Source organism: Cytobacillus oceanisediminis (assembly GCF_003182355.1).
Classification (GTDB): Bacteria; Bacillota; Bacilli; order Bacillales; family Cytobacillaceae; genus Cytobacillus; species Cytobacillus oceanisediminis_A.
In genome coordinates this window covers 259,419-283,598 of record NZ_QGTW01000005.1, presented here as the reverse complement: position 1 = coordinate 283,598, position 24,180 = coordinate 259,419, and the positions used below count along the sequence as shown (strand labels likewise).

At 41.8% G+C, this 24,180-nt stretch carries 22 protein-coding genes, 2 pseudogenes and 1 riboswitch; of the genes and pseudogenes, 19 read left to right on the top strand and 5 right to left on the bottom strand.

Annotated features, from left to right (window positions below; genetic code table 11):
- Window positions 1–107 precede the first annotated feature (107 nt).
- The 6 genes from thiC (at window position 108) to DFO73_RS12150 (ending at window position 6,020) form a co-directional block, all read left to right on the top strand.
- Entirely contained in the window at window positions 108–1,889 is a 1,782-nt protein-coding gene (thiC, locus tag DFO73_RS12175) for a phosphomethylpyrimidine synthase ThiC (protein WP_110065039.1), read from the top strand.
- A 23-nt stretch (window positions 1,890–1,912) separates the two neighbouring features.
- Window positions 1,913–2,020, top strand: a riboswitch (TPP riboswitch).
- Between the two features lie 266 nt (window positions 2,021–2,286).
- Window positions 2,287–2,895 carry a thiazole tautomerase TenI gene (gene tenI / locus DFO73_RS12170; protein ID WP_110065038.1) on the top strand — a complete coding sequence of 203 codons (609 nt, stop codon included), beginning with the start codon at window positions 2,287–2,289 and terminating at the stop codon, window positions 2,893–2,895.
- The gene (gene thiO / locus DFO73_RS12165) at window positions 2,896–4,017 is read left to right on the top strand and encodes a glycine oxidase ThiO (RefSeq protein ID WP_110065037.1); all 1,122 of its coding nucleotides are present in this window, start codon (window positions 2,896–2,898) and stop codon (window positions 4,015–4,017) included.
- A gap of 14 nt (window positions 4,018–4,031) precedes the next feature.
- Complete coding sequence (gene thiS, locus DFO73_RS12160; RefSeq protein ID WP_110065036.1) at window positions 4,032–4,235, top strand: sulfur carrier protein ThiS; 204 nt, start codon at window positions 4,032–4,034, stop codon at window positions 4,233–4,235.
- 1 nt (window position 4,236) lies between these two features.
- A complete protein-coding gene (locus DFO73_RS12155) occupies window positions 4,237–5,004 on the top strand; it encodes a thiazole synthase (protein WP_110065035.1) in 768 nt (255 codons plus the stop codon).
- Window positions 5,001–6,020, top strand: a complete 1,020-nt coding sequence (locus tag DFO73_RS12150; RefSeq protein WP_110065034.1) for a MoeB/ThiF family adenylyltransferase — start codon at window positions 5,001–5,003, stop codon at window positions 6,018–6,020. Before DFO73_RS12155 ends, DFO73_RS12150 begins: the two co-directional genes overlap by 4 nt.
- Window positions 6,021–6,077: 57 nt before the next feature.
- Here the strand turns inward: DFO73_RS12150 and DFO73_RS12145 are convergent, their stop codons facing one another.
- Window positions 6,078–6,506, bottom strand: coding sequence for a hypothetical protein (locus DFO73_RS12145; RefSeq protein ID WP_110065065.1), 429 nt, complete (start codon window positions 6,504–6,506; stop codon window positions 6,078–6,080).
- A 266-nt stretch (window positions 6,507–6,772) separates the two neighbouring features.
- Between DFO73_RS12145 and DFO73_RS12140 the strand changes: the two are divergent.
- Window positions 6,773–7,281: pseudogene (locus DFO73_RS12140) on the top strand (VOC family protein).
- A 108-nt stretch (window positions 7,282–7,389) separates the two neighbouring features.
- On the opposite strand, the pseudogene DFO73_RS12135 reads toward DFO73_RS12140, so the two are convergent.
- Window positions 7,390–7,767, bottom strand: a pseudogene (locus DFO73_RS12135) (VOC family protein).
- Between the two features lie 198 nt (window positions 7,768–7,965).
- Between DFO73_RS12135 and DFO73_RS12130 the strand changes: the two are divergent.
- Window positions 7,966–8,505: a DUF3267 domain-containing protein gene (locus DFO73_RS12130; RefSeq protein WP_110065033.1), complete on the top strand. Its 540-nt coding sequence runs from the start codon at window positions 7,966–7,968 to the stop codon at window positions 8,503–8,505.
- 216 nt (window positions 8,506–8,721) lie between these two features.
- Here DFO73_RS12130 and DFO73_RS12125 read toward each other — a convergent pair whose 3' ends face one another.
- The gene (locus DFO73_RS12125; RefSeq protein ID WP_258309430.1) at window positions 8,722–10,353 is read right to left on the bottom strand and encodes a bifunctional metallophosphatase/5'-nucleotidase; all 1,632 of its coding nucleotides are present in this window, start codon (window positions 10,351–10,353) and stop codon (window positions 8,722–8,724) included.
- A 9-nt stretch (window positions 10,354–10,362) separates the two neighbouring features.
- Window positions 10,363–11,565, bottom strand: coding sequence for an NAD(P)/FAD-dependent oxidoreductase (locus DFO73_RS12120; protein ID WP_110065032.1), 1,203 nt, complete (start codon window positions 11,563–11,565; stop codon window positions 10,363–10,365).
- A 192-nt stretch (window positions 11,566–11,757) separates the two neighbouring features.
- Here DFO73_RS12120 and DFO73_RS12115 point away from each other — a divergent pair, with 192 nt between their 5' ends.
- The 3 genes from DFO73_RS12115 (at window position 11,758) to DFO73_RS12105 (ending at window position 14,540) form a co-directional block, all read left to right on the top strand.
- Complete coding sequence (locus DFO73_RS12115) at window positions 11,758–13,362, top strand: ATP-binding protein (protein WP_110065031.1); 1,605 nt, start codon at window positions 11,758–11,760, stop codon at window positions 13,360–13,362.
- 18 nt (window positions 13,363–13,380) lie between these two features.
- Window positions 13,381–14,049, top strand: a complete 669-nt coding sequence (locus DFO73_RS12110; protein WP_110065030.1) for a response regulator — start codon at window positions 13,381–13,383, stop codon at window positions 14,047–14,049.
- A 128-nt stretch (window positions 14,050–14,177) separates the two neighbouring features.
- Complete coding sequence (locus DFO73_RS12105) at window positions 14,178–14,540, top strand: hypothetical protein (protein WP_110065029.1); 363 nt, start codon at window positions 14,178–14,180, stop codon at window positions 14,538–14,540.
- Window positions 14,541–14,595: 55 nt separating this feature from the next.
- Here the strand turns inward: DFO73_RS12105 and DFO73_RS29315 are convergent, their stop codons facing one another.
- The gene (locus tag DFO73_RS29315; RefSeq protein ID WP_258309429.1) at window positions 14,596–14,727 is read right to left on the bottom strand and encodes a hypothetical protein; all 132 of its coding nucleotides are present in this window, start codon (window positions 14,725–14,727) and stop codon (window positions 14,596–14,598) included.
- Window positions 14,728–15,291: 564 nt separating this feature from the next.
- On the opposite strand from DFO73_RS29315, the gene DFO73_RS12100 reads away from it, so the two are divergent.
- The 8 genes from DFO73_RS12100 to DFO73_RS12065 all read left to right on the top strand — a co-directional run bounded on the left by DFO73_RS12100 (window position 15,292) and on the right by DFO73_RS12065 (window position 24,169).
- Entirely contained in the window at window positions 15,292–16,302 is a 1,011-nt protein-coding gene (locus tag DFO73_RS12100; RefSeq protein ID WP_110065028.1) for a tripartite tricarboxylate transporter substrate binding protein, read from the top strand.
- Between the two features lie 174 nt (window positions 16,303–16,476).
- The gene (locus DFO73_RS12095) at window positions 16,477–16,935 is read left to right on the top strand and encodes a tripartite tricarboxylate transporter TctB family protein (RefSeq protein ID WP_110065027.1); all 459 of its coding nucleotides are present in this window, start codon (window positions 16,477–16,479) and stop codon (window positions 16,933–16,935) included.
- Window positions 16,936–16,952: 17 nt separating this feature from the next.
- The gene (locus tag DFO73_RS12090; RefSeq protein WP_110065026.1) at window positions 16,953–18,470 is read left to right on the top strand and encodes a tripartite tricarboxylate transporter permease; all 1,518 of its coding nucleotides are present in this window, start codon (window positions 16,953–16,955) and stop codon (window positions 18,468–18,470) included.
- A 337-nt stretch (window positions 18,471–18,807) separates the two neighbouring features.
- Window positions 18,808–19,107 carry a hypothetical protein gene (locus tag DFO73_RS12085; protein ID WP_110065025.1) on the top strand — a complete coding sequence of 100 codons (300 nt, stop codon included), beginning with the start codon at window positions 18,808–18,810 and terminating at the stop codon, window positions 19,105–19,107.
- Between the two features lie 641 nt (window positions 19,108–19,748).
- On the top strand, window positions 19,749–20,735 hold the full coding sequence (locus DFO73_RS12080; RefSeq protein WP_110065024.1) for a LacI family DNA-binding transcriptional regulator: 987 nt from the start codon (window positions 19,749–19,751) through the stop codon (window positions 20,733–20,735).
- Between the two features lie 247 nt (window positions 20,736–20,982).
- Window positions 20,983–22,323: an ABC transporter substrate-binding protein gene (locus DFO73_RS12075; RefSeq protein ID WP_110065023.1), complete on the top strand. Its 1,341-nt coding sequence runs from the start codon at window positions 20,983–20,985 to the stop codon at window positions 22,321–22,323.
- Window positions 22,324–22,385: 62 nt separating this feature from the next.
- Window positions 22,386–23,336 carry a carbohydrate ABC transporter permease gene (locus DFO73_RS12070; RefSeq protein ID WP_375137321.1) on the top strand — a complete coding sequence of 317 codons (951 nt, stop codon included), beginning with the start codon at window positions 22,386–22,388 and terminating at the stop codon, window positions 23,334–23,336.
- Entirely contained in the window at window positions 23,333–24,169 is an 837-nt protein-coding gene (locus DFO73_RS12065) for a carbohydrate ABC transporter permease (protein ID WP_110065022.1), read from the top strand. The genes DFO73_RS12070 and DFO73_RS12065 overlap by 4 nt, the downstream gene beginning before the upstream one ends.
- The last annotated feature ends 11 nt before the right edge of the window (window positions 24,170–24,180 follow it).

Here is a 24,180-nt window from a genome sequence, read left to right as displayed (position 1 = left end):
TCTGCGGCTAAGCCGGTCCATATTCATGTGGACCGGCTTTTTTACATATCTGGCACTTCCTTGGTACCAGGTCTCGTCCTTACATTTTTTAAAAGGGAGAGATTCGAATGACTGCATCATTAAATCAAGAGAGCATTTCTATTATGTCAAGCTTTACAGGCAGCAAAAAAATCTATGTGGGAGGATCCAGACCGGATATGAAGGTTCCTATGCGTGAGATTGAACTAAGTCCCACGAGCGGAACTTTTGGAGAGGAAATCAATGAGCCGCTTCGTGTATATGATACGAGCGGCCCTTATACAGATCCTCAGTATTTGGCAGATCTTAAAAAGGGGCTTCCTGCACTGCGAAACGGCTGGATTCATGAGCGCGGGGATGTTGAAGAGTATGATGGGCGGAAAATTAAGCCTGAGGATAATGGGTATCAAAGAGAGAATGATCCGCGTGCCAATCATAAAGTTTTTCCGGGATTAACCCGCAAGCCATTGCGTGCGAAAAAAGGAAAAAATGTCACCCAGCTCCACTATGCCAAAAAAGGGATCATTACTCCCGAGATGGAGTTTATAGCCATTAGAGAAAATATGGACCCTGAATTTGTTCGTTCTGAAGTAGCCAGGGGCCGGGCAATCATTCCTTCTAATGTAAATCACCCGGAAACGGAGCCAATGATAATCGGCAGGAATTTTCACGTTAAAATTAATGCGAACATCGGAAACTCTGCTGTTTCATCCTCTATTGAAGACGAGGTTGAAAAAATGACCTGGGCTACACGCTGGGGAGCAGATACGATCATGGATCTATCTACAGGTAAAAATATTCATACCACACGTGAATGGATTATCAGAAACTCTGCAGTCCCAGTCGGCACCGTTCCAATCTATCAAGCCCTCGAAAAGGTTAACGGCGTTGCCGAGGACCTTACGTGGGAGGTTTATCGTGACACCCTAATTGAACAAGCGGAGCAAGGGGTTGACTACTTTACCATTCATGCAGGTGTTCTTCTTCGGTACGTTCCGTTAACAGCAAAACGGTTAACCGGAATTGTATCGAGGGGTGGATCCATTATGGCCCAGTGGTGTTTGCATCATCATAAAGAAAACTTTTTATATACTCATTTTGAAGAAATCTGCGAGATTATGAAAACCTATGATGTGGCCTTCTCCCTGGGGGATGGTCTTCGCCCGGGATCGATTGCAGATGCCAATGATGAGGCTCAATTCGCAGAACTCGAGACACTTGGGGAACTGACTAAAATTGCATGGGAACACGATGTGCAGGTTATGGTAGAGGGACCGGGCCATGTTCCAATGCACCTAATTAAAGAGAATATGGATAAACAATTGGAAATCTGCAAGGAAGCGCCATTCTACACACTTGGCCCCCTTACAACTGATATAGCTCCCGGATATGATCATATTACCTCTGCAATCGGGGCTGCCATGATAGGCTGGTTTGGAACCGCAATGCTTTGCTACGTCACCCCCAAAGAACATTTGGGCTTGCCCAATCGGGATGATGTTCGCGAGGGTGTCATCACTTATAAAATAGCTGCGCATGCCGCGGATTTGGCAAAGGGCCACCCAGGCGCGCAAAAAAGAGATGATGCTCTGTCAAAAGCCCGGTTTGAATTCCGCTGGAGAGATCAATTCAACCTGTCATTGGATCCTGAACGAGCTTTGGAATACCATGATGAAACTCTGCCGGCTGAAGGGGCAAAAACAGCACACTTTTGTTCCATGTGCGGGCCCAAATTTTGCAGCATGAGAATTTCTCAGGATATCCGCAATTATGCTAAGGATCATAAGCTTGGCACGGAGGAAGCGATTAAGAAAGGCATGGAAGAAAAAGCGGAGGAATTCCAGCAAGCCGGGGGTCGTATTTATCAGTAGTCTTATTATAGTTTAATAGAAATTATGTCCGCTGGGGGTGCTGCTTCAAGGGTGAGATAAAAGCAAAAGCTTTTAGACCCTTAGAACCTGATCGGGATAATTCAAGCGTAGGGAAATGGAGTATCGGGAAATTTATAGCCTCATACAGCCGCTTCCTATTTGGAGGCGGTTTTAAGTTTTATAATCTGGCTCTGTTAAAGTCCATTGTTGATATTAGCACGTGTTGATTGGAACGGAAGGCGTGAGACTCCTGCGGGAGTGCGGATCAAAGGGAGACCCCACAGGCGCATAGCGCCGAGGAGGCTCCCGGACCGCCCGCGGAAAGCGAGTGCCTGCAGTGGAAATCAACACCAAAGTTTAACAGAGCCTAAAATTTAATAAAGGTAGGGAGATGGCCATGAGGAAACAGCTTCATGTTATATCGGATGGAAAGCGTTCTTTAGAGGCTTTCTCTGAAATAGCAGGTAAACTGGAACCCTTTACAGATAGATTCCACTTACGGGAAAAACATCGAACCTCAAAGGAGCTATACACAGGAGTAAAGCTGCTTCTTAAACAGGGAATCCCTACTCATAAAATCGTTATAAATGATCGGGTGGATGTTGCGTGGGCCTTTAAAGCTGGTGTGCAGCTTGCTTTTCACAGTCTGCCAGTCCATGTTGTAAGAAGGCATTTTTCTGATATGCCAATCGGCTGTTCCGTACATTCTCTTGAAGAAGCCGAAGAGGCAACTAAACAAGGAGCAGACTATATCCTGTTTGGCCACATTTTTGAAACAGATTCTAAGAAGGGAGTCCCTCCAAGAGGTATTGGGGCGCTGGAGGCTATTAAAAAGAGAAATGATATCCCAGTATTGGCTATTGGCGGCATTAAACATGAGAACGTTCCTGAAGTTTTGGAGGCGGGAGCAGATGGCATTGCTGTAATGTCGGGGATTTTGCAGGCAAAGGATCCTGTTGAGGCAGCAAAGCTATTTTCAAAGAAATTAAACGAGGAGGGGCAGTGAATGAGAAAAGTGTATGACGCCGTTATCGTTGGGGGAGGCATTAACGGAAGCTCCATTGCTTTTCAGCTGGCTAAAAGAGGATATAAAGTAGCTGTTTTGGAAAAGGGGAAAATGGCCGGCAAGGCTTCCGGCGCCGCCGCGGGAATTTTAGGTGCACAAACGGAGCTTACTGAAGATGGCCCGCTATTCCAATTGGCATGTAAGAGCCGAGGCATGTTCCTGAGTCTTGTCCCTGAACTGGAAGAGCTATCCCATGTACATATTGGCTATGAAAATATAGGTATGTATAAAGTGGCGGCTGATGAAGATGAAGAGCTGGAATTAAAAAGACTAATAGAAAGCCAGCGAAAAGCGGGTGAGCAGGCTGAGTGGCTTTCGATTGATGAGCTGATCAAACGAGAGCCATCAGTGTCTGATAAATTGCTGGGTGCCATGTATATACCAAATGACGGCCAGGTTCAAGCCTATGAATTGTCACTTGCCTTTGCAAAAGCTTCCAGGGCTCTCGGCGCTGAAATCTATGAGTATACAAGTGTATCAGAGTTTATATTAAAAGATGAAAAAGTTCATGGGGTCATAACCGACCAGGGAGAATTCCTGGCAGAATCCGTTATAGTAGCCACCGGAGCCTGGAGCAGGGTTCTTCTTGAAAGAACAGGCTTGTCACTGCCGATTATTCCGGTTAAAGGTGAATGCTTCTCGGTCGCTGCCGGGAAACCGCTTGTAAAAGGGACTATTTTTTCACATGGATGCTATATCGTTCCCAAGCAATCAGGGAGATTAGTAGTGGGAGCGACCGTTAAGGTGAATTCTTTTGATGAGAAGGTAACTCTTGAAGGGATATCTTCGCTGATGGAAAAGGCGAAAAACCTCGTTCCGGATATAGCAAATGCGGAATGGGAGCGCGCCTGGACAGGAATCCGCCCGCAATCGGCTGATGGCCAGCCTTTTTTAGGAGAACATCCTGCCTATAAAGGGTTATTTATTGCTGCTGGCCATTTTCGGAATGGAATCCTCCTTGCTCCGGCAACAGGAGAGCTCATGGCAGACATCCTCGAAGGAAAAACGGAGCCATCAAATCCATTCGAGCTGTCCCGCCTTGAATCTATAGTCCATTCGTAAAAAGGGGTGTTTTTATGAAAATTGTCATTAATGGGGAAGGTATTCAGATTCCGGATACAGTCATTACTGTTTCACTTCTGCTCAAACATTTCGAGCTGGAGCAAAAGGTAGTCATTGTCGAACTGAACCAAACGATTTTAGATAAAGCCATGCATGCTGAAACCGTTTTATCAGATGGAGATCGAATAGAAATCGCACACTTTGTAGGAGGCGGATAATATGTTGAAAATTGGACCCTATGAATTTAACTCAAGGCTGCTGCTGGGAACAGGGAAATATCCCAACTTTGATGTTCAAAAGGAAGCGGTAGAATCTTCTGATACAGAGGTGCTTACGTTTGCTGTACGCCGCATGAACATTTTCGAAGCGAGCCAGCCCAACTTTTTGGAAAAGCTGGATTTAAAGAAATATAAATTGCTGCCCAATACAGCAGGAGCAAAGACTGCAGAGGAAGCGGTCCGGATTGCGAGGCTATCCAAGGCTTCAGGGCTTTGTGACATGATCAAGGTTGAGGTAATCGGATGCAGCAAAACACTTCTCCCTGATCCGGTTGAAACACTAAAAGCAGCAGAAATCCTATTAAACGAAGGCTTTATTGTCCTTCCGTATACCTCTGATGATGTAGTTCTTGCAAGAAAGCTGGAAGAACTGGGCTGCCACGCGGTCATGCCATGTGCTTCGCCAATTGGTTCAGGGCAAGGAATTATCAATCCTGTTAATCTCCAATTTATTATAGAGCAGGCTGCAGTTCCGATTATTGTAGACGCCGGGATTGGGAGCCCGGCAGATGCGGCATTGGCCATGGAGCTGGGGGCAGATGGAGTCCTATTAAATACAGCTGTTTCCTCTGCCAAAGATCCTGTCAAAATGGCAAAAGCAATGAAACTGGCCATTGAAGCAGGGCGGTTAGGCTACGAAGCAGGCAGGATGCCCAAAAAACGTTACGCAACAGCAAGCAGCCCGGCGGAAGGAATGGTTTTTAGTTGAATGTGCGATACTCCCGCCAGATCTTATTCCCTCCAATCGGCAAAGAAGGCCAGAAAAAGCTTGGAGAAAAACACGTTTTAATTGTGGGGGCTGGTGCATTAGGTGCTGCAAACGCTGAAACCCTCGCAAGGGCAGGCGTCGGCAAGATAACAATCGCTGATCGCGATTATGTGGAATGGAGTAATCTGCAGCGCCAGCAGCTTTATTGTGAAGAAGATGCTGATCAAAAAACACCAAAAGCCATTGCCGCAGCTAACCGATTGAAAGCCATTAATTCAGAGGTCCAAATCATCCCCCGCATTATGGATGTTGGGGTACAGGAATTAGAAGAGCTGATTGAGGGTGCAGATTTAATCATTGACTCAACAGATAATTTTGAAATTCGCTTTCTTATCAATGATGTATCTCAAAAACATAGGATTCCATGGATATACGGAGGCTGTGTTGGAAGCTACGGATTGAGCTATACTATTTTGCCGGGGGTTTCACCTTGTCTGCAATGCTTGATGGACAAATTGCCATTAGGGGGAATCACCTGCGATACGGCGGGTGTTATTCAGCCGGCCATTCAAATGGTTGTCTCTCACCAGTCTGCAGAAGCATTAAAAATATTAACGGAAGACTTCGAATCATTACGGGGGACACTTGTCTCTTTTGATATTTGGAAAAATCATTATAGTTCTATTAACGTATCTTCTCTAAAAAATCCTGAGTGTTCATCATGTGGGAGCAGCAGAGCATACCCCTTTCTATCTTATGAAAATCAGACAAAGACAGCGCTGTTATGCGGCAGGGATACCGTGCAAATAAGGCCTTCAGCCCTTCAGAATATTGATTTTTCCTACCTGGAAAAAGTTCTGGTGTCTCAAGGAATCAAAGTAGAGAGCAATCCTTATTTGCTTTCGTTTTCGATCGGCGAGAAGAGGCTGGTCGTCTTTAAAGATGGAAGAGTACTGGTTCATGGGGTAAAAGACGTTCTCCAGGCTAAAAACCTGTATCATCGCTATTTAGGTTAACGTAAACAGAAAAATGCGCCTCCGAATTATATAGCTGGGGCGCATTTTTATTTGGCCTTAACGGCTTTTTAACAGGAGTTTATCCAATTCCCGTACTTGATCATAAGCATTTACTAGATGATCAGGTACCAATATCCGTCCATATTCCCACGAATTTCTTTCGATTTCAGACATCAGCTGCTCTATTTCCTCATCTTCTCCGTACATTAAAGTCCTGATATCATGTTTGTTTTTCTTGAAATCCAGATAATAGCCGATTTCATGATAAAGAAGTAATTTGACAATATTTTCTTCAGTCTCTCTGATTTTGAAATTAATTTTTGCTATGTATCCGTTCACTTGCAGGTAGTTAAATTTAATTGTATTGGTTGAAACGTTATAGTTCATAGGAGCATTAAGTTTATTGTTGAATTCATAGTTTATATTCAAACGATGTTCGGCTAAGGTGTTTTTAATAATCTTCTCGATATCCCAAATATACAGCACTTTGTCTATCACATTCCTTTCATTTTGTTTTGTTTCCTTGACTTGATTATACAAGCATGCTGGAAAGGGGAATAGGCTTTTCAAGTGAAATAGGTCTAATTGGTTAGAAACTGGCAGAATCTGAATAAAGATACGGTATACCATTAATGTTAAACGGGGGATTCCGATCATGTACAGTATAGTGAGTTAAGCAAATAGCAGATAATATAAATTCAATTAAGGTTAGAATGGGTGATAAAGGAAGCGGTTTAATAGGAGCTGAGACGATGAATAATAAAATCCAAAAAATCACCCCCAACTTGTGGTTCAATACGGAAGCAGAAGAAGCAGCGAAGTTTTATACCTCCATTTTTAAGAACTCCGAGATCAGCCATATTATTCGCTATGGAAAAGAAAGGCATGAAATCAGCGGCAAGTCAGAGGGATCTGTTATGACAGTTGAATTTCGGCTAGAGGGGCAAAAATTCGTGCTTTGAATGGCGGCCCTCAATTCAAATTTTCAGAATCCATCTCCTTTATTGTCCATTGTGAGAATCAGGAAGAAATAGACTACTACTGGGATAAGCTATCTGAAGGTGGAGACGAGAAGGCACAAGCGTGCGGGTGGCTGAAAGATCAATACGGCGTATCATGGCAAGTTGTACCGGCTGATTTAAGCGAAATGATCAGCGGCCCTGATTCTGGAAAATCGGAAAGGGTGATGAAGGCATTGCTTCAAATGAAGACTAAATTAGATTACAATCTTTTGAAAAGAGCGTATGAGGGGGAAAGCTAAACTAAATTTCATCCAAGAATTATCTTGGATTAGAATGAATTCAGGTTTTCATGTAAAAAGACCTGTCACAGCTGCTATTAACAAAACGTAGACAGGTCTTTTTCAGGTTTATGTATCTTCTCTTAACAAATAGTCATTGCCATCCTGATCTTTAAATGTAAACATCGTTCCGAATGGCATTCTTAATATTTCCTCAACTTCTACCCCATTTTGCTTCATTTTCTCATAAGCGGATTCAATATCCGTTGTACTGAAAAGAATGGATGGATGGGCAACAGCAGAAGGCTTTTGCTGTTCCATTGCTGACTTGGAATAAAGAACCAAAGTAGTAAACTCGTCATCGCTTGGCCCGACTTCTAACCAAGTGGCATTTGGACCCATTGGCTGTTCAAGTTTTAATACAAAGCCCATTTTATTCAGCCAAAAATCCTTTGCTTGCTCTTGGTTCTGGACTTAAACAGTGATTTTTCCAATCGTATTGATCACCGTGAACTCTCCTAAGATTCATTTGCTTATAAAGGGAGTTTATCAATCTAAAACGGTAAAAGCAATTTCAGTTATGGTGAACGCTGTTTCTTTTAAGGGGCTGCCATAATGATCAATTTTATAAATGGAAAAATATGAAACTTTACTGTTTTTCATCCGTAAATGAAAAGGAGGATTCATTTTTGCGGGGGTGAAGAATTGGATAAGAGGAAAGAAACAGTTGTTTCCATTTCTATGACGAAATTGCAAATTTATTTGTTCATTGCGACCATTGTGATGATATTTGGTGTGCTCTTTTTACATGCTGCACTTTATAGTGAAGGGGCTATCAACTTTAACTTAGCCGGTTTTCTTTTATTTTTAGCCGGTATGATTGTGATTATTATTTTACATGAAGCGATACATTTGGCTGGTTTTCGTTATATTGGCGGTGTGCCATGGAAAGAAATGTCCTGGGGTGTCAATTTGAAATTAGGTGTGGCTTATGCTCATGCAAATCGGCCCGTAACCGTTCAGCAGATGAAAAAAGTTTTACTTCTGCCATTCATACCCACAGGCCTGCTGCCGATTTTCCTTGGTATCGCAATGAACTTGCCTTCTGTATCCATTCTGGGGGCTTTATTAACAGCAGGCTGTTTTGGTGATCTTGTTTTATATCAAAAGCTCTTAAGGTTTTCAAATGACTCCTTGGTTATTGACCATCCAACGAAACCCCAATTTACGGTTTATGAATCATAATGCTGGGGGGTTTTTAGGCCAGCTGTGAGAACTGTGACTTAAGGAAAGCTGCCGTCAAGGTTGCTCGGCTTGAATTTGTATACGGATGTCCTTCAAAGGGAAGATGAAGGACATTTTGGTATGAATATGGAAGGATGTTGTCCTTTAAAGGGAAGATTTGAGGACATTGGTTTTGTCCGTCAAACGCTTGATTTAAGAACATTACATACTAGTCTTTTAATTTTCCCTTCGGATCCGCCCCTTAATTTCTGAGCTGAAAGGCTGGGGCAGCTGTTTAATGTGCTCAATCAGCGCATCAATATCCATCGGCCCAGTTTCTCTATTTGTTCCTTGCCGGAAGACGGTAAAGTTGTCCCCGCCTTCTGCCAGGTAGGTGTTAACAGTGACCGAATAGTTTTTTTCGGGATACAGCTTCGTTCCATCTGCCAACCGGATATCGCTTACTTTTTTACCGGCAGGCTGGCCGTCATCCCATGTATAAGTGAGGCCCGAAATCTGCAGGATTCTCGTCACAGCCGGCTGCCATTGCTGGTTAAGGAGTTCCCGAATTTGCCGGCCACTCAGATTCATTTTAACAAGATGATTATTGAAAGGCAGGACAACAAATAAGTTGCCCCTTGTGACGTTTCCTGCGTCAATGTCTCCCCTGATTCCTCCAGGATTAATAAAAGCAAAATCGGTGTTCATGGCTGTCCGCTGGGAGTCGGCAATGAGATTACCGAGCCCGGATTCCCCGCTGTTGTTCCGCTCGGCTGTAATTGGGCTTGCAGCGGTACCGACTATGTTGTTTACAATCGGTTCGACTCTTTTTTCGTAACGCTCAATCATTCGGGTAATATCGCTGGCGGGTATAATTTCCCTCTGATAAACGGTCACAATTTCAGCCTGCTTGCTGATAATATCCTTTGTTTTACGATCCATTTCAATATCGACATCTGAAAAGGCCGTTCCGTATGAATAAGATTGAACCAGCAGTTTTCCATCCACAACGCTATTCAGATAGGCATGGTTGTGGGCGCCATAGATAATATCCACTTCATCGTCAACTTCATTTGCTAAATCTATTAACGGCCCAGTGGCCTGTTCTCCGCTGGCTTTAGACTTGCCAGGAATATGGGCCAGCACGACAATTGCCCTGACACCTTGCTTCTTAAGTTCATCAGCATATTTATTAATGGCTTCAGCTTCATCAGTAAAAGCTAAACCTTCCACTCCGCTCGGCGCCACCATGCTTGGTGTTTCTTTCATGACTACTCCGATAAAGCCAATTGGCATCCCGCTTCTTTTTATAATTTTATAAGGGGGAAGTAACAGTTTGCCCGTTTGCTTGCTGATGATATTGGCTGCAATCCATGGGAAGCGGGACCCTGAGAATCCTTCTGTGGCAGAGGGTTTTCCTCCATTTATGAGGCGAAGCAGCTCTTCAGCTCCTTCATCAAACTCATGGTTTCCAACGGTGCCGATATCAAATCCCATCCTATTCAAAAATTCAATGGTCGGTTCATCCTGCAGAAGGGCGGAAAGCGGCGGACTGGCTCCGATCATATCGCCAACATGAAGCAGAATGGTGTTTTCATTTTCAGCGGCACGCTGCCGTAAATAGGCAGCCAGGTAATCAGCTCTTCCAGCAGGCTGTCCGTTTACTTTCCGTGTAACATTCAGCTGCCCGTGAAAATCGTTAATTCCAAGCAATTGAATTTGAGGATTTAATGATTCCATACGGTCATCAATATGGCCGTGGTAATCTTCTGAAAGGCCCTGTTTATCCCAGTCAGCCAGTACGGATACGGCCTGCATAGGAAACAAACCCAGTATGCTTAACAATAAAATAGTGATTTTTTTATTCATTTTATTCACCTAACTGCGGTCCAGCCGTACGATATCTGCAGCTGGATGGTAGTTATATTTAATTAAATCGCGGATAATTATGGCACCGATCATGCTGCAGACTGTTCCATTTCCGCCGAATCCAAGCAGGAAATAAACATTCTTATGTTTCGGATGTTCACCGATTAAAGGGAGGCCATCGAATGTATTGGCATAAATCGAATTGTATTCAAACTCCACTTTCGCTTCCAAATTAGGGAATAGCTCTTTGACAGAGTCCAACAGCTTTTCTGTTTTCCTTTTAAATTCTTTTCTGCTATATCCGCCAACAGGTTCGGTTTCATCGAGCCCCCCGGCAATGAGCCGTTTTTCATCACTGAGGCTAATATATAAATATGGCCGTTTCGTTTCCCAGATCAGGCAATCTTCGTACCATCGCTCACGGTCGCTGAGAGGATTGGTAACAATAGCATGTGTCCGGGAAAGGGTGATTTTTTTTGTATTCATAAAATCCAGCGTATCATAGCCTGTTGCAAAAATAACTTTTTGGGCCGAGATGGTGCCGCCATTTGTTTTAAAAGTATGTTTTTTATCACCAAGTTCGTAATCTTTCATTGCCGTGTTTTCGAAAATTTTCACGCCTTTGCCTGCTGCACGCTCTGTCACTGCCTGGCAATATTTTAGGGGATTTATCCGGGCATCACAAAGGGTATAAATGGCACCTGGCTTGGTGAATGGAAACTTGGACTCGATTTCTTTTTTATCCATGAAGGCAACTGGAAAATCCAGTTTGGACAAGAGCTCATATTCAGCCTTCAGCTTTGATAGGTCGCTATTGCTGCTTGAAAAATACAGGCTGCTTTTCTTTTCAAAACCTGATTCAGTGTCAGAATCAGCTGCAATGCGGGCAAGCTCATCTATTGCTTTTTGGCTGAGTTTATAGAAAGACACTGCTTTTTCATCGCCGATTTGCTTGATCAGATCTGTCAGCATCTGGTCGGACATAAAATGGAGGGATCCAGTATTTGCAGCTGAGACCCGCTCTCCAATTTTATTTTTTTCAATAAGGACGGTATCCACTCCATACTCTCCAAGCAAAAAGGCGCATAAAGCCCCGGAAAGACCGCCGCCTATAATTAACACATCGCATTCCAAATCACCCTCCAGTTTGTCATATCTTCTGGAATTCCGGCTTGTCTCCGGCCAATATAATTTGCCCTGAAAAAGATCCATTTGGAGATCGTCCTCTCTGTGAAAAATAGCAGTTTATTTTTCCACGAAAAGATTATTATTATGTAAATTTGAGGAGAGGCATAAAAAAGCATTACACCTAAATTTCCAACCAAAGACAAGATGACAAAGTAATGAAATATTATTAGAATATTAATAGATTTATAATAATTTTGTATTCTATCCGGGGTGACTATGAAAACCAAAAAACTTCCCATGTCTCTGCAAACAAAGATTATTGGTTCAAACATCTTAAATACCATTTTTATCATTTTGATTTTTCTCGCGATTTCTTTAGTAATGGAATATAAGCAGGTTGAAAAGCAAATGGGCAACCAGGCTCTTCAGCTGGCCATTGCTGTATCAGCCATGCCTACTGTTGTATCCTCTTTTGAACAAGATGAGCCGTCAAAGATCTTGCAGCCGCTGGTTAATAAAATCAGAAAAGAAACAGGAGCGGAATTCATTGTAATCGGAAACACAGACGGGGTCCGCTATGCCCATCCGGATGAGATGAAGCTTGGCCTGCCAATGGTTGGGGGAGATAACAGCCAGGCGCTAAAGGGCGAGTTTTATATATCCAAGGCTAAAGGCTCACTTGGAAGGTCCATTAGAGGGAAGGGGCCAATTAAAAATGAGGAAGGGCAAATTATCGGTGTCGTTTCCGTTGGGTATTTAATGGAAGACCTGCAAGAGACAGCATTTCAGCGTGGAAAAGAGATCGGCTTTATTTCTTTATTCGTTATCCTAATTGGGATGATCATAAGCTATCTGCTGGCAAGGAATATCCGCAGAACTACTTTGGGGATGGAACCATATGAGATGACCTCCCTATATTTGGAAAGGAATGCGATCCTTTATTCCATAAAAGAAGGAATTATCTCTGTAGATAAACACGGATTTATTAGATTGATCAACCAATCAGCCAAAAACTTACTGGGTGTGAAGGACGATATTTTGAATCAAAAGGTTGAAACAATTCTTCCAAACACAGGCGTCTATAAGGTGCTTCAAACAGGAGAACCTGATCGGGACCATGAGGTTACATTGCGAAATAAAAATGTCATCATCAATCGGACCCCGATTATAGAAAATGATCAAGTTATTGGTGTTGTCTCAACGTTCAGGGATAAAACAGAAATAAATAAAATGGTTGAGACTTTAACGGAAGTAAGAAAGTACTCAGAAGATCTGCGGGCACAAACCCATGAATTTTCAAATAAGCTCTATGTTTTATCCGGGCTGCTGCAGCTTGGAAAGGTTGATGAAGCGATTAACATGATTCAAGCTGAATCTTCTGCAATTGAAAACCAGAATAAAATCATATTTGAGCAAATTCAAGATCCGAAAATTCAAGCCTTGCTGCTCGGGAAGTTAGGCAAAGCTTCAGAGAAAAAAATCCAGTTTATTATTGATGAAAATAGCAGCATAGAAGCACTGCCGGCACATTTATCCTATGCAGAAGTCATCTCCATTATCGGAAACCTGGTCGACAATGCTTTTGAAGCGGTGGAGGGAATCAAAGACGGTGAAGTTACTTTTTTTGCGATAGATGTAGGGGAGGATCTGGTCATCGAGGTCTATGATAGTGGACATGGCATTCCAGTACAGGAAATGGATCGAATCTTTGAAACGGGGTATTCCACAAAAGGTGATCAGAATCGAGGGTTTGGTTTGGCGATTGTCAAACAAGCTGTGGAAAACCTGAATGGTACCATCGAAGTTCATTCCAAGCCTGGCGCAGGAACAGTTTTATCCATTTACCTGCCAAAAAAACTTTCTATATCCAACAGCATATAAAGAGAGGTGAACAATTCCATGAAGATAGCCATTGCGGAGGATGACTTCCGTGTCGCTTCGATCCATGAGCAATTTTTAGAAAAGATAGATGGTGTGGAGGTAGCCGGTAAGGCACTAAATGCATCAGAGGCACTTGCCCTATTAGAGGATAAAGAAATAGATGTTTTATTATTGGATAACTATCTGCCAGACCGAAGCGGGGTCTCTATTCTCCCAGAACTGAGAAGTAAATTTCCAATGCTGGATGTCATTTTAATCACAGCTTCTACGGAGAGGAAAGTGGTAGAGCCTGCCATTCGCAACGGAGTCCTCGATTATATCGTAAAGCCAGTCGATTTTAACAGGTTTAAGGCAGCCTTGGAAAAAGTAATGAACCGAAGAGAACTGCTTGAGTCTGATGATGAATTTAATCAGTCTGTCATTGATCAGGTCTTATCCGGCCGCACTTCCGGTGCAAATCCTGTATCCCTTCCAAAAGGGATTGATCCATTAACACTGACGAAAGTACAGGAAACGATGGAGTCTTTAAATAATGGAATTAATGCAGAAGATTTAAGTGAGCATTTGGGGGCTTCGAGAACCACTGCAAGAAGATACTTAGAGTATTTAATATCCACAGGGAAAGCAAAGGCGGAGCTTGAATACGGCATTGTCGGGAGGCCTGAGCGGAAATATTATTTGATATAAGTGACACCTTTCTTACTAGAGAGGTGTTTTTTTGTTCTTTAAAGCAAACATTTATAATTCAGTATTAAATGATTGCACTTTTTATTGGCAATGATATTTATTATACAAACATGAGAGGAGCGGGTTTTTTGAACATAATTTCAATATGGTTCACCGACCCTCCTGTCTATCACCAATTTCCTCCGATTTATGAGAATTTAGGACTTCCTGAAGTATCTTCCTTCATAGACCAGCGATTTGAATTTGTTTATACATCAGGAAAAACGGAAAGAACGGGACGTGGCAGCATTCGCCTGTATAAAAAGCATGGGGATTTCAAAGTAATCATCCCCGAAAAATTGCCTGGATTCGGTCCGGTCAGACTGGAGAAATTGAAGAGCATGCTATTGGAAAGGGTAAAAGCTGATTTTATTCAAAATATGGAATCAGAGCCACCAGAACGCAAAATATACTACACCGATTTCCGACGGAAAGCCAGAGATACTGATTGAGTTAATTCATCATGGCATTTTATAAAAAGGGACAGAAAACACTGTCCCCGTTCTATTACTTGCTTTGATCTCTTTGGGCTTTTAATGCCATTCTTTCCAGGCCATTGTCTCTATCACCCGCAAATTCAGTATCTTTTGGAAGAGCATTGTTCTTATGTTCAGTCTGGTTTTTCTTGCTTTTAGCCATGATTTCACCACCCTTGCCGTTTGTTTTGCCATATCTTGATGGATGCCAACGATAATGCTGTTTCCGGCACCCGCGATTTTAGTTTGCTTTCTTTTTTTTAGGCTATGCTAGATGATTTTCCTCCTCAGCTAAACAGTCCCCCTTTTGAAACCAATGTGCCTTTTCGTTTTTATAAAAGGCTCTGTTAAATTTGCCTGTTGATTTCAGCACGAGGCACTCCCTTTCAGCGGGCGGTCCGACGCTCCTCGTCGCTATGCTCCTTCAGGGTCTCCCTTTGATCCGCACTCCCGCAGGACGTTGAATAAGCATCCTCGAATAAACACCTCGTCGTAAGAAAATGCGAATGCATTTTCGAGGAGATCGTGCCTTCCGCTCCAATCACCAGGGTGCTAAAAACAATAATAAGCTTTAACAGAGCCTTATAAAAAAACTCGTGAACAAAATGAACAAAATAAACAGAAAGGTTTTTATGCAGGATATTTTGAAAACGATTACATTTATACTTTTCTGACTTATTATAGCGTTTAAGGATGAAAGAATTAGAAGAACAGAGGGGGAAACAGAATGAAAAAAATATTGGGTACGGCAGCTGCGTTCATGATGCTATTGGCAGCCGGATGCTCCAGCCAGTCGTCAAGTGGAGGAAATACCAGCGAAAATGGGGAGTGGACACCATCACAGCCAATTGAGATAACCGCACCTGCTGGGCCTGGCGGCGGCTGGGATACGACTGCAAGGATGGCATCTCAAGTGTTTGAACAAGAAAAAATCATTGATAAACGGCTGCCGGTTGTCAATAAAGCTGGCGGAGGCGGAGCAATTGGCTGGGCTTATGTCGCTGGTAAAGAGGGCAGCCCGCACCATATGTTTGTTGGGTCGCCGCCATTAATATTAGTGCCTTTAAATGGCCAATCGGAATACGGTTATGATGACTTTACACCCATTGCGAATGTCATTGCAGATTATGGGGCATTTGTAGTAAAAGCTGATGCCAAATGGGACAATCTGAACGATTTGTTTGAAGATATGAAAAAGGACCCTGCAAGTGTGAGTGTAATCGGTACCTCATCTCCGGGAAGCATGGACCATATGCAATTTGTCAAAATCGCGAAAGCAGCCGGAGTTGATGTGACAAAAATTAAGTATATTTCCGATCCTGATGCAGGCGGATTAACGGCTGTTCTGAATGGAAGTGTCGATGTTTATACAACTGGTGTTGCTGAAACGATTGAACAAGTACGTGCCGGCAAAATTAAAGTTTTAGGCATTACATCTGAAGAGAGATTGGAAGGGGAGGTTTTATCTGACTTCCCAACTGCTAAGGAACAGGGAATTGACGAAACATTTATTAACTGGAGAGGCTTTTTTGGACCTCCAAATATGGACCCTGCCGCTGTGGAATACTATGAGCAAAAATTCAAAGAGTTAAACGATTCACCAGCTTGGGATGAAATCCGCAAAAAGTATGGCTGGGGAGAGCTTTATATGGACAGTGAAGAGTACAGTGAATTCTTAAAGACAGAAGCTGAAGATATGAAGACGCTGCTTGAAGAATTAGGGCTGGCTCGAAATTAATCATTTGGCTGTATAAAAGCAAATGTTCAATATGGCACTCTGTTGATTGGAGAGGAAGGCGAGCTTCTTGAGCGGAAATCCACAGACAAGGTGTTAAAGAGTAAATAATTTAAAAGAAAGATAGAACACATCTAAGCTGTTCTATCTTTCATTCTATTAATAGAGGTGAAATGAATGCTTAAAAGGATTAATCAAAAAATTGCTGTTATCCTCGCAAGCTTAGCAGGAGTTTACTTAATACTAAGCTATAGCCTGCCAAAATATCAGAATGCAATTATCGATGCCGATGTTGTCCCTAAAGGGCTTGGCTTTCTCTTATTATTTTTCGCAGTCCTTTTATTTTTTGATAAAAAGGAAGAAACAGAAGCCGAGAAGCAAAAAAGAACATTGAGTAAAAGCAATTTTTTAATATTATTGGCCGTACTGGCTTTTATCTTAATTTATATTTCTTTGCTTGAAATCCTGGGATTTTTAATCATGACGACTTTATTTATTTTCGGCTGTTCATTATTCCTGGGTTATAAAAAGCATATTGCTAATGGAATCGTTTCGGTCGTTTTTTCGGTTGCCATTTATGGTTTATTTAATTATTTGCTTCGGATTAATCTGCCGGCGGGCATTATTCCATTCTAAAGGGGGGGGGAAGAGTTATGGATGCATTTCAAGGGCTAATGTCAGGATTTCAAGTCGCATTTAGTTTGCAGGGAATCCTGTTTGTATTTATTGGTGTATTTGTAGGGACCTTTATCGGGATGATGCCTGGATTAGGGCCGATTAGTGCGATAGCCATTATGATTCCGATCACCTACAGCATGGATCCAACTGTTGCTTTAGTGATGATGGCTGGTGTGTATTATGGGGCAATATTTGGCGGATCGAGTTCCTCTATTCTATTAAATGCACCAGGAGTAGCCGGAACCGTTGCGACTGCTTTTGACGGCTATCCAATGGCGCAGCAAGGGAAAGCCGGGAAGGCACTGGCGATCGCGGCCGTTGCTTCCTTTACCGGCGGGACTGTAAGTGTTATCTTACTCATGCTATTTACGCCGATGCTTTCGGCTGTTGCAGTCTCGTTTGGCCCAGCTGAGTATTTTGCCTTAATGTTTATGGGGCTGACAGCGATCTCAAGCTTGTCAGAGGGATCCACGATTAAAGCATTTATATCCGCGACTTTAGGGTTTATCGTCGTTACAATCGGGATTGACAGCCAAACAGGTACAAGCCGCTTCACTTTTGGCAATCCCAACTTGCTCGAAGGAATCGACTTTTTAGTCATAGCGCTGGGGTTATTTGCCCTAGCTGAGGTTTGTACACTTGTATTAAATCGTAAAGACGATACGATGAGTAATAATAAAGAGCTGGGAAGCTTGCGAATTTCCAAGCAGGATATGAAGGAAATGAGAGGGCCGATGACAAGGCAATCACTATTAGGCTTCATCATTGGTGTCTTGCCTGGTGCAGGCGCAACAATTGCTTCTTTTATTGCTTATATTACAGAGAAAAAAATGGCGAAAAACCCAGAGGAATTTGGAAAAGGTTCGATTAAAGGGTTGGCAGCTCCAGAAACAGCTAATAATGCGGCTACTGGCGGAGCGTTTGTTCCGCTGTTGAGCTTAGGGATCCCAGGTTCAGGGACTACGGCTGTTTTATTGGGAGCGTTCCTGGTTTTAGGCGTACAGCCGGGCCCGCTGCTCATTCAAGACCGTCCAGAGGTGTTCTGGGGAATTATTGCGAGTATGTATGTTGGAAACATCTTTTTATTAATTCTAAACCTGCCTTTAATTCCTTACATTGCAAAAGTGTTGAGAATTCCAAGGCCAATGCTAATCTCGCTGGTTATCATTTTTAGTTTGATAGGCGTATACGCCATTAGCTTTAACACATTTGATTTATACCTTTTAGTCGCATTTGGAATTATCGGCTTCCTCATGAGAATGTTTTCGTTTCCAGCTGCTCCATTTATCCTCGCTTTTATTTTAGGAGGAATGATGGAACAAGCATTAAGACAAACATTAACCATCTCAAACGGCAGCCTATCCATCTTTTGGGATAAGCCGATTGCTTTAACGCTTATAGGAATTAGCTTGCTGACGATTTTGGTTCCTTTATTTACAAATAAGCGGAAACTTACAGCGGCAAGTCCGGAACAACAGAAAAATATTAGTTAATTTTAAAGGCTGTTCTCGTAAAGTTTGTTGTTTTTGATGGATCACTTAGTATATCCAACTGAGTTGTGTAACGGAGACTTGACTTCAGCGAAAAGAGGGGGAAGTGGGAGAGACTCCCACAGGCGAAGCCGAGAAGGCTCCCATTCCTCCCGCGGGTTCGCTGAGTGCCCCGTACGGAAATCAACGGGCAGAATTCATAAGCAAAAACAACAATCTATGAGAAAAGAGCTGTTTAAAATTGATCTCCTTGTGCAGTTTTTTCGTCAGCTTGTTTATTCAAAGGCGAAACGGGAATGGACATAATGTAAACATAATACTGCAAAGGAGATGAAATCGAATGAAATATAAAAAACGATTGCTTTCGGTCCCATTGAGTGCAGGATTATTGTTAGCAGGCTGTGGAACTGATGAACAGGAACCGCCGCCGGAAACAGAAGATGTGGAATTAGAAGATAAACAGATGGAAGAGAATAATAACGATGATACTGAAATGCAAGATCCGGGTACAACAGATGATACGGAACTGCAGGATCCTGGCACAGAAGAAGAAGCGCCTGGTGAAGGCAGCACGGATGGTACCGGTGGAGATACCGAAACCAATATGGATAGGAACGAAGAACAATCGGAAGAAAATTAGTTGGCTGATTTGCTGAAAGATAACTAAATAATTCATAAGAGCGTCTGTTACCCGTGACAGACGCTTTTTTCATTGGCTGATCCATCATTTTGGCCAAGTTGATGATATATTGCCAAAGTTGGTAATATATAAGTTTATTTGATGTTATATTTCGAAAGCTAATGATATTTTTCTAAAAGTTGTTGATAAAAGAGCCGGCATCAGCATTTTTACCTCGACTTTTAATCTTAGGCGTCTGCTTTAATCTTAAAAAGAGCCTTTTTAAATTTTAATAACAATAACTTTCGAAAAAACAGCAAAAACCCCTTGTTTTTCTTAAACAAAACTTTTTAAAAAATCGCAGAATAGAGGAAGAAATTATAAAAAGGGGCGAGCTCCATTTTAAAGGTGGCTTTAAATTTGGAACTTTTCTATCAAATAAAAAGGCCCTTTTAGTTATCTAAATTAGGGAAGTAGACTGGCTAAGGGTGTCAGCTAACCGAGGATATTGAAACGCAGCCAGCAGGCTTCTGGTAATTATCCTCCGTACTCCATATTTTTAGCTTCTATTTGTCTATTAAAAAAATTATAATAAGCTTAAAGCAATCTATATTTCTTACTTAATAGAGACACTGAGCCAGAATTGGGAAGGGAAATAGAATATGAGAATAACGATTAAAGATATCGCAAACGCATGTGGTGTTTCTGCCGGTACAGTGGACAGAGCACTAAATAACAGGGCCGGTATCAGTGAGAAGACTAGACAGAAAGTAATGAAGGCTGCAGAGGAAATGAACTACCTCCCGGATTTAAATGCCAGAAGCCTTGTTGTAGGAAAAACGATGACAATTGGAGTCGTCTTATTTGATTTGTATAACCGTTCGTTTGCCCAATTAATGAACGCAATCGAAAAAAGGGCAAGAGAAATGGGCTATTTTACTTATATCACGCTGACTGACAAAGACCCTGATAAAGAAAAAAAGTGCATTGAATATTTAGTAAACCGCAAAGTGGACGGGATTATTCTCCTGACTGTAAATAGCGGCAGTGAGTTTAAAGCGTATCTGGAGAAACTCAATACACCTTTCGTAATGGTTTTTAACAAGATTGAAGAAAATCAATATATTGGAGTACAAGAAAGGAAGGCAATGAAAGAAGCGGTTGATTATATTGTTTCAAAAGGCTATAAACGTTTTATTTATATAAGTCCTCCTCTGGCTTACAAAGAAACAAGTAATATTTTTACTCAGGAAGAACGCTACTATGGCTTTATGGAAGGGTTAAAAGCGAATGGCATTGATGAAGAACCCAATATTATTATTGATTCAGATTATATAGGTAAACTGAGAGAATATCATTTTTCTAAAGAATATAAGACCGCTATCGTGTGTTCTACAGATTTATATGCTTTGGAAGTAATGAGTTTTCTAAAAGGAGAAAATGTATCGATTCCAGATCAGGCAGGGGTTATGGGTTATGATGATATCGATGTTTTAAAATATGTATCTCCCCGACTTACAACAATTCGGTACCCAATTGCTGAAATTGGAGAAAAAGCAGTAGAAAGTCTTATAAATAAAGTGAATAATGGAGAGTATCTTTCAGTCCCGCTATTACATTATAAATTAATAAAGGGAGAATCAATCTAAGATTAGTTAACTAAATATTCTAAAAATTAGTTGACCTTCTTTTTATGCGGTGGTAGTATTTAGGGTAATCAACCTGATTACAACAATTTGTAAGCGCTACCTCATTTTTTGCAGAAAAACGTGTACGTACACGAAAAAATAGGAGGCATAAGCTATTAGCTCCTATTCGATTTCTTGCCGAAAAACGTGTACGTACACGAAGGTGTTGTAATTTTTGTTGATTGATAAAAGCAGAGGGGGAAATGGGATGAAAAATGCTAGGTTAATTGCACTTTTTCTGGGAGTTTTGTTCATGTTCCTGGCCGGATGCTCAAGGAGCAGCGGAGGGACAGAAGAATCTTCAGAAGGAGCAGAAAGGTCGGAGGTTATCGGAAGCGATTCGAAGGATGCAACGGAATTAAAATTTTGGACATTCCAAGAACTACATATTAACTTTTTTGAAGATGCTGTGAAAAGGTGGAATGAAGAATTCCCTGATCGCCCAATTAAGTTAAAAGCTGAAGCTTATCCGTATGACAACATGCATAACAACTTGCTTTTAGCGCTTCAGTCCGGTAAGGGTGCCCCTGATATTGTTGACATTGAATTAGGTCGTTTTCCAAATTATTTAAAAGGTGAACCGCAGCTTCTTCCAATGAATGAGTACGTAGAACCTGTTCTGGATCAATTTATTGAATCACGGTTTGATATTTATTCAAAGGATGGCAATTACTATGGGATGCCAACTCATGTGGGGGCGACGGTAGCTTATTATAATAAAGAAATTATGGATCAAGCAGGAGTAGATGTTGATTCAATTATCACGTGGGAGGACTATCAGGAAGCTGGCAAAAAAGTTGTAGAGAATACAGATGCGGTAATGGCAGCATTCGAGACTGCTGACTGGTGGTCATACTGGCCGCTGATTAAACAGCAGGGATCCGATTTCTTTAATGAAAACGGTGAACTAACCCTTTCAAATGAAACGAATGTAAAGACGCTGGATACCGTTCAAAAATTAATTCACGAGGATAAAATTGCTGAACTGGCTCCTGGCGGAGAATACCATTCAGAGGAGTTTTATGGATACATGAATAGCGGCAAAGCCGCTTCCATTATTATGCCCATGTGGTTTATGGGGCGTTTTACGGATTATATGCCTGATTTGAAAGGTAAAATGGTAATCCGTCCTGTTCCGAAATGGACAGAAGATGGGAACCGTTCTGCCGGTGCAGGGGGAACAGGTACGGCAGTAACGAATCAAACGGAACATCCAGAACTGGCAAAAGAATTTCTTGCCTACGCAAAGTTATCTAAAGAGGGGAATATTGCCCTCTGGAAGGTCCTCGGCTTTGACCCCCCAATGTGGACAGTATGGGATCATCCAGAAATTAAGAAGGACAACAAATATTATGAGTATTTTGGAGATGATATTTTCGAAACCCTTTTAAGCGTGAAGGACGAAATTCAATCCATTAACATGAATGAAGATATTCCTAAAGTTCAAGAACAGCTGTTTACAAACGTATTCAATAATGTGCTGCGCTCGAAATCGCAAAGTGCTAAAGAAGCCCTGAAGCAAGCAGAAGAAGCGGTTGAAAATAATTAATGAAACACGGAAGGCAGATTATCTCTGCCTTCCGGCTTTAAAAAGGCAGAAAGGGGAAAGCGATGATTGAACCTCCTATTACGACCCGTGCAAAACACGGAATACAAATGAAAAAACGCCGACCAGTAATAGACTTCTTTTTATCCAAAAGGGTTGTTCCCTATGTTTTTGTAGCACCATTTATTCTTTCTTTCCTATTGCTCTTTCTTTATCCGCTAATCAGTGGCATTGTAATGAGCTTCCAATCCATCCTCCCTGGCCAGACCACTTTTGTAGGATTGAAAAATTATGAAAAAATAATGAACCCTACTTTTTATAAAGCACTTTCTAATACAACTATATATGTCATATTAACCACATCGATTTTGACCATTGTTCCTATTATCTTAGCTACAGTGTTAAATTCAAAATTTACTCGTTTTGCAAATTTATTTAGGGCAGCCATTTTTATCCCAGCTCTGACTTCGACGATTGTGGCCGGTGTTGTTTTCAGGCTGATGTTTGGAGAATCGGAAGCTGGCTTAGCGAATACTGTTATTGGTTTCTTTGGATTTGATCCTGTTGACTGGCGGTTTGGTGCTGTCTCGGGAATGTTTTTAATGGTTTTACTATGTACGTGGAAATGGCTCGGTGTTAACATACTCTACTTTATGGCAGGCTTGGCAAATGTGCCTAAAGAATTGTATGAAGCAGCAGAAATCGATGGTGCTGGCATGTTTCAGAAATTCAGGCATATTACCCTTCCTCTTTTAAAGCCAATAACCATATATGTCATTACGATTTCAATCATTCACGGCTTTAGGGTTTATGAGGAATCGTATGTATTTTGGCAGGATACTTCACCTGGAAACATTGGATTAACAATCGTTGGTTACATTTATCAACAGGGATTCCGAATGAATGACATGGGTTTTGGCGCAGCAATAGGTGTTGTTCTCATGGTGATTATATTTATCATCAGCATTGCTCAGCTAACAATGTTTGGTACTTTTAAGAAAGGAGATAACAGATGACTTCCAAAGAAAAGCTTATCTCGATTGGAACAACAGCCGCAATTGCAGTTATCGCCATTCTCGCTGTATTTCCATTGTTTTCTCTCTTTATTTCTTCATTGCGGCCATCTTCGGATTTGATGAGAAATGGGATCACACTAACCATACCATTTGAAAAATTGAATTTAAATAACTATGCATTCATTTTTACCCAGGCAGGGAATTACTGGGATTGGTATATTAATAGTCTTGTAATTTCTGCGGCCACTATCGTGCTTTGCCTGTTCTTCTCTTCAATGGTCGGTTACGCACTGGCGGTTTATGACTTTAAAGGAAACCGTCTGATTTTTATCCTTGTCCTATTGATCTTAATGATCCCTTTTGAAATACTGATGCTTCCTTTATATAAACAAATGATTGGTCTACGGCTTGTTGATACTTATCCCGCAGTCATTTTGCCTATGATTGTGGCTCCGGTAGCTGTTTTCTTTTTTAGGCAATATGCTTCAGGGTTGCCAAAGGATTTAATGGAATCGGCAAGGATTGATGGGTGTTCCGAATACGGGATCTTCTTCCGTATAATGGCCCCCCTAATGCTCCCGTCCTTTGCGGCAATGGCAATTCTGCAAGGCTTGGCCAGCTGGAACAATTTTCTTTGGCCTTTGGTTGTTTTGCGTTCAAATATTATGTTTACACTGCCTGTAGGATTAGCTACTTTATTGACACCATATGGAAACAACTATGACGTCTTAATTGCCGGGTCCGTAATGACTGTCTTGCCTGTCATTATTTTGTTCCTTTTTTTCCAGCGCTACTTTATAGAAGGATTGACAGTTGGAGGAGTGAAAGGGTAACAACAGCTTAA

Bases quoted from the DNA above. Each gene is read 5' to 3' on its own strand.
- thiC (WP_110065039.1), top strand. From the start codon at position 108: ATGACTGCATCATTAAATCAAGAGAGCATTTCTATTATGTCAAGCTTT.
- tenI (WP_110065038.1), top strand. From the start codon at position 2,287: ATGAGGAAACAGCTTCATGTTATATCGGATGGAAAGCGTTCTTTAGAG.
- thiO (WP_110065037.1), top strand. From the start codon at position 2,896: ATGAGAAAAGTGTATGACGCCGTTATCGTTGGGGGAGGCATTAACGGA.
- thiS (WP_110065036.1), top strand. From the start codon at position 4,032: ATGAAAATTGTCATTAATGGGGAAGGTATTCAGATTCCGGATACAGTC.
- DFO73_RS12155 (WP_110065035.1), top strand. From the start codon at position 4,237: ATGTTGAAAATTGGACCCTATGAATTTAACTCAAGGCTGCTGCTGGGA.
- DFO73_RS12125 (WP_258309430.1), bottom strand. From the start codon at position 10,353: ATGAATAAAAAAATCACTATTTTATTGTTAAGCATACTGGGTTTGTTT.
- DFO73_RS12120 (WP_110065032.1), bottom strand. From the start codon at position 11,565: ATGGATCTTTTTCAGGGCAAATTATATTGGCCGGAGACAAGCCGGAAT.
- DFO73_RS12115 (WP_110065031.1), top strand. From the start codon at position 11,758: ATGAAAACCAAAAAACTTCCCATGTCTCTGCAAACAAAGATTATTGGT.
- DFO73_RS12110 (WP_110065030.1), top strand. From the start codon at position 13,381: ATGAAGATAGCCATTGCGGAGGATGACTTCCGTGTCGCTTCGATCCAT.
- DFO73_RS29315 (WP_258309429.1), bottom strand. From the start codon at position 14,727: ATGGCTAAAAGCAAGAAAAACCAGACTGAACATAAGAACAATGCTCTT.
- DFO73_RS12100 (WP_110065028.1), top strand. From the start codon at position 15,292: ATGAAAAAAATATTGGGTACGGCAGCTGCGTTCATGATGCTATTGGCA.
- DFO73_RS12095 (WP_110065027.1), top strand. From the start codon at position 16,477: ATGCTTAAAAGGATTAATCAAAAAATTGCTGTTATCCTCGCAAGCTTA.
- DFO73_RS12090 (WP_110065026.1), top strand. From the start codon at position 16,953: ATGGATGCATTTCAAGGGCTAATGTCAGGATTTCAAGTCGCATTTAGT.
- DFO73_RS12085 (WP_110065025.1), top strand. From the start codon at position 18,808: ATGAAATATAAAAAACGATTGCTTTCGGTCCCATTGAGTGCAGGATTA.
- DFO73_RS12080 (WP_110065024.1), top strand. From the start codon at position 19,749: ATGAGAATAACGATTAAAGATATCGCAAACGCATGTGGTGTTTCTGCC.
- DFO73_RS12075 (WP_110065023.1), top strand. From the start codon at position 20,983: ATGAAAAATGCTAGGTTAATTGCACTTTTTCTGGGAGTTTTGTTCATG.
- DFO73_RS12070 (WP_375137321.1), top strand. From the start codon at position 22,386: ATGATTGAACCTCCTATTACGACCCGTGCAAAACACGGAATACAAATG.
- DFO73_RS12065 (WP_110065022.1), top strand. From the start codon at position 23,333: ATGACTTCCAAAGAAAAGCTTATCTCGATTGGAACAACAGCCGCAATT.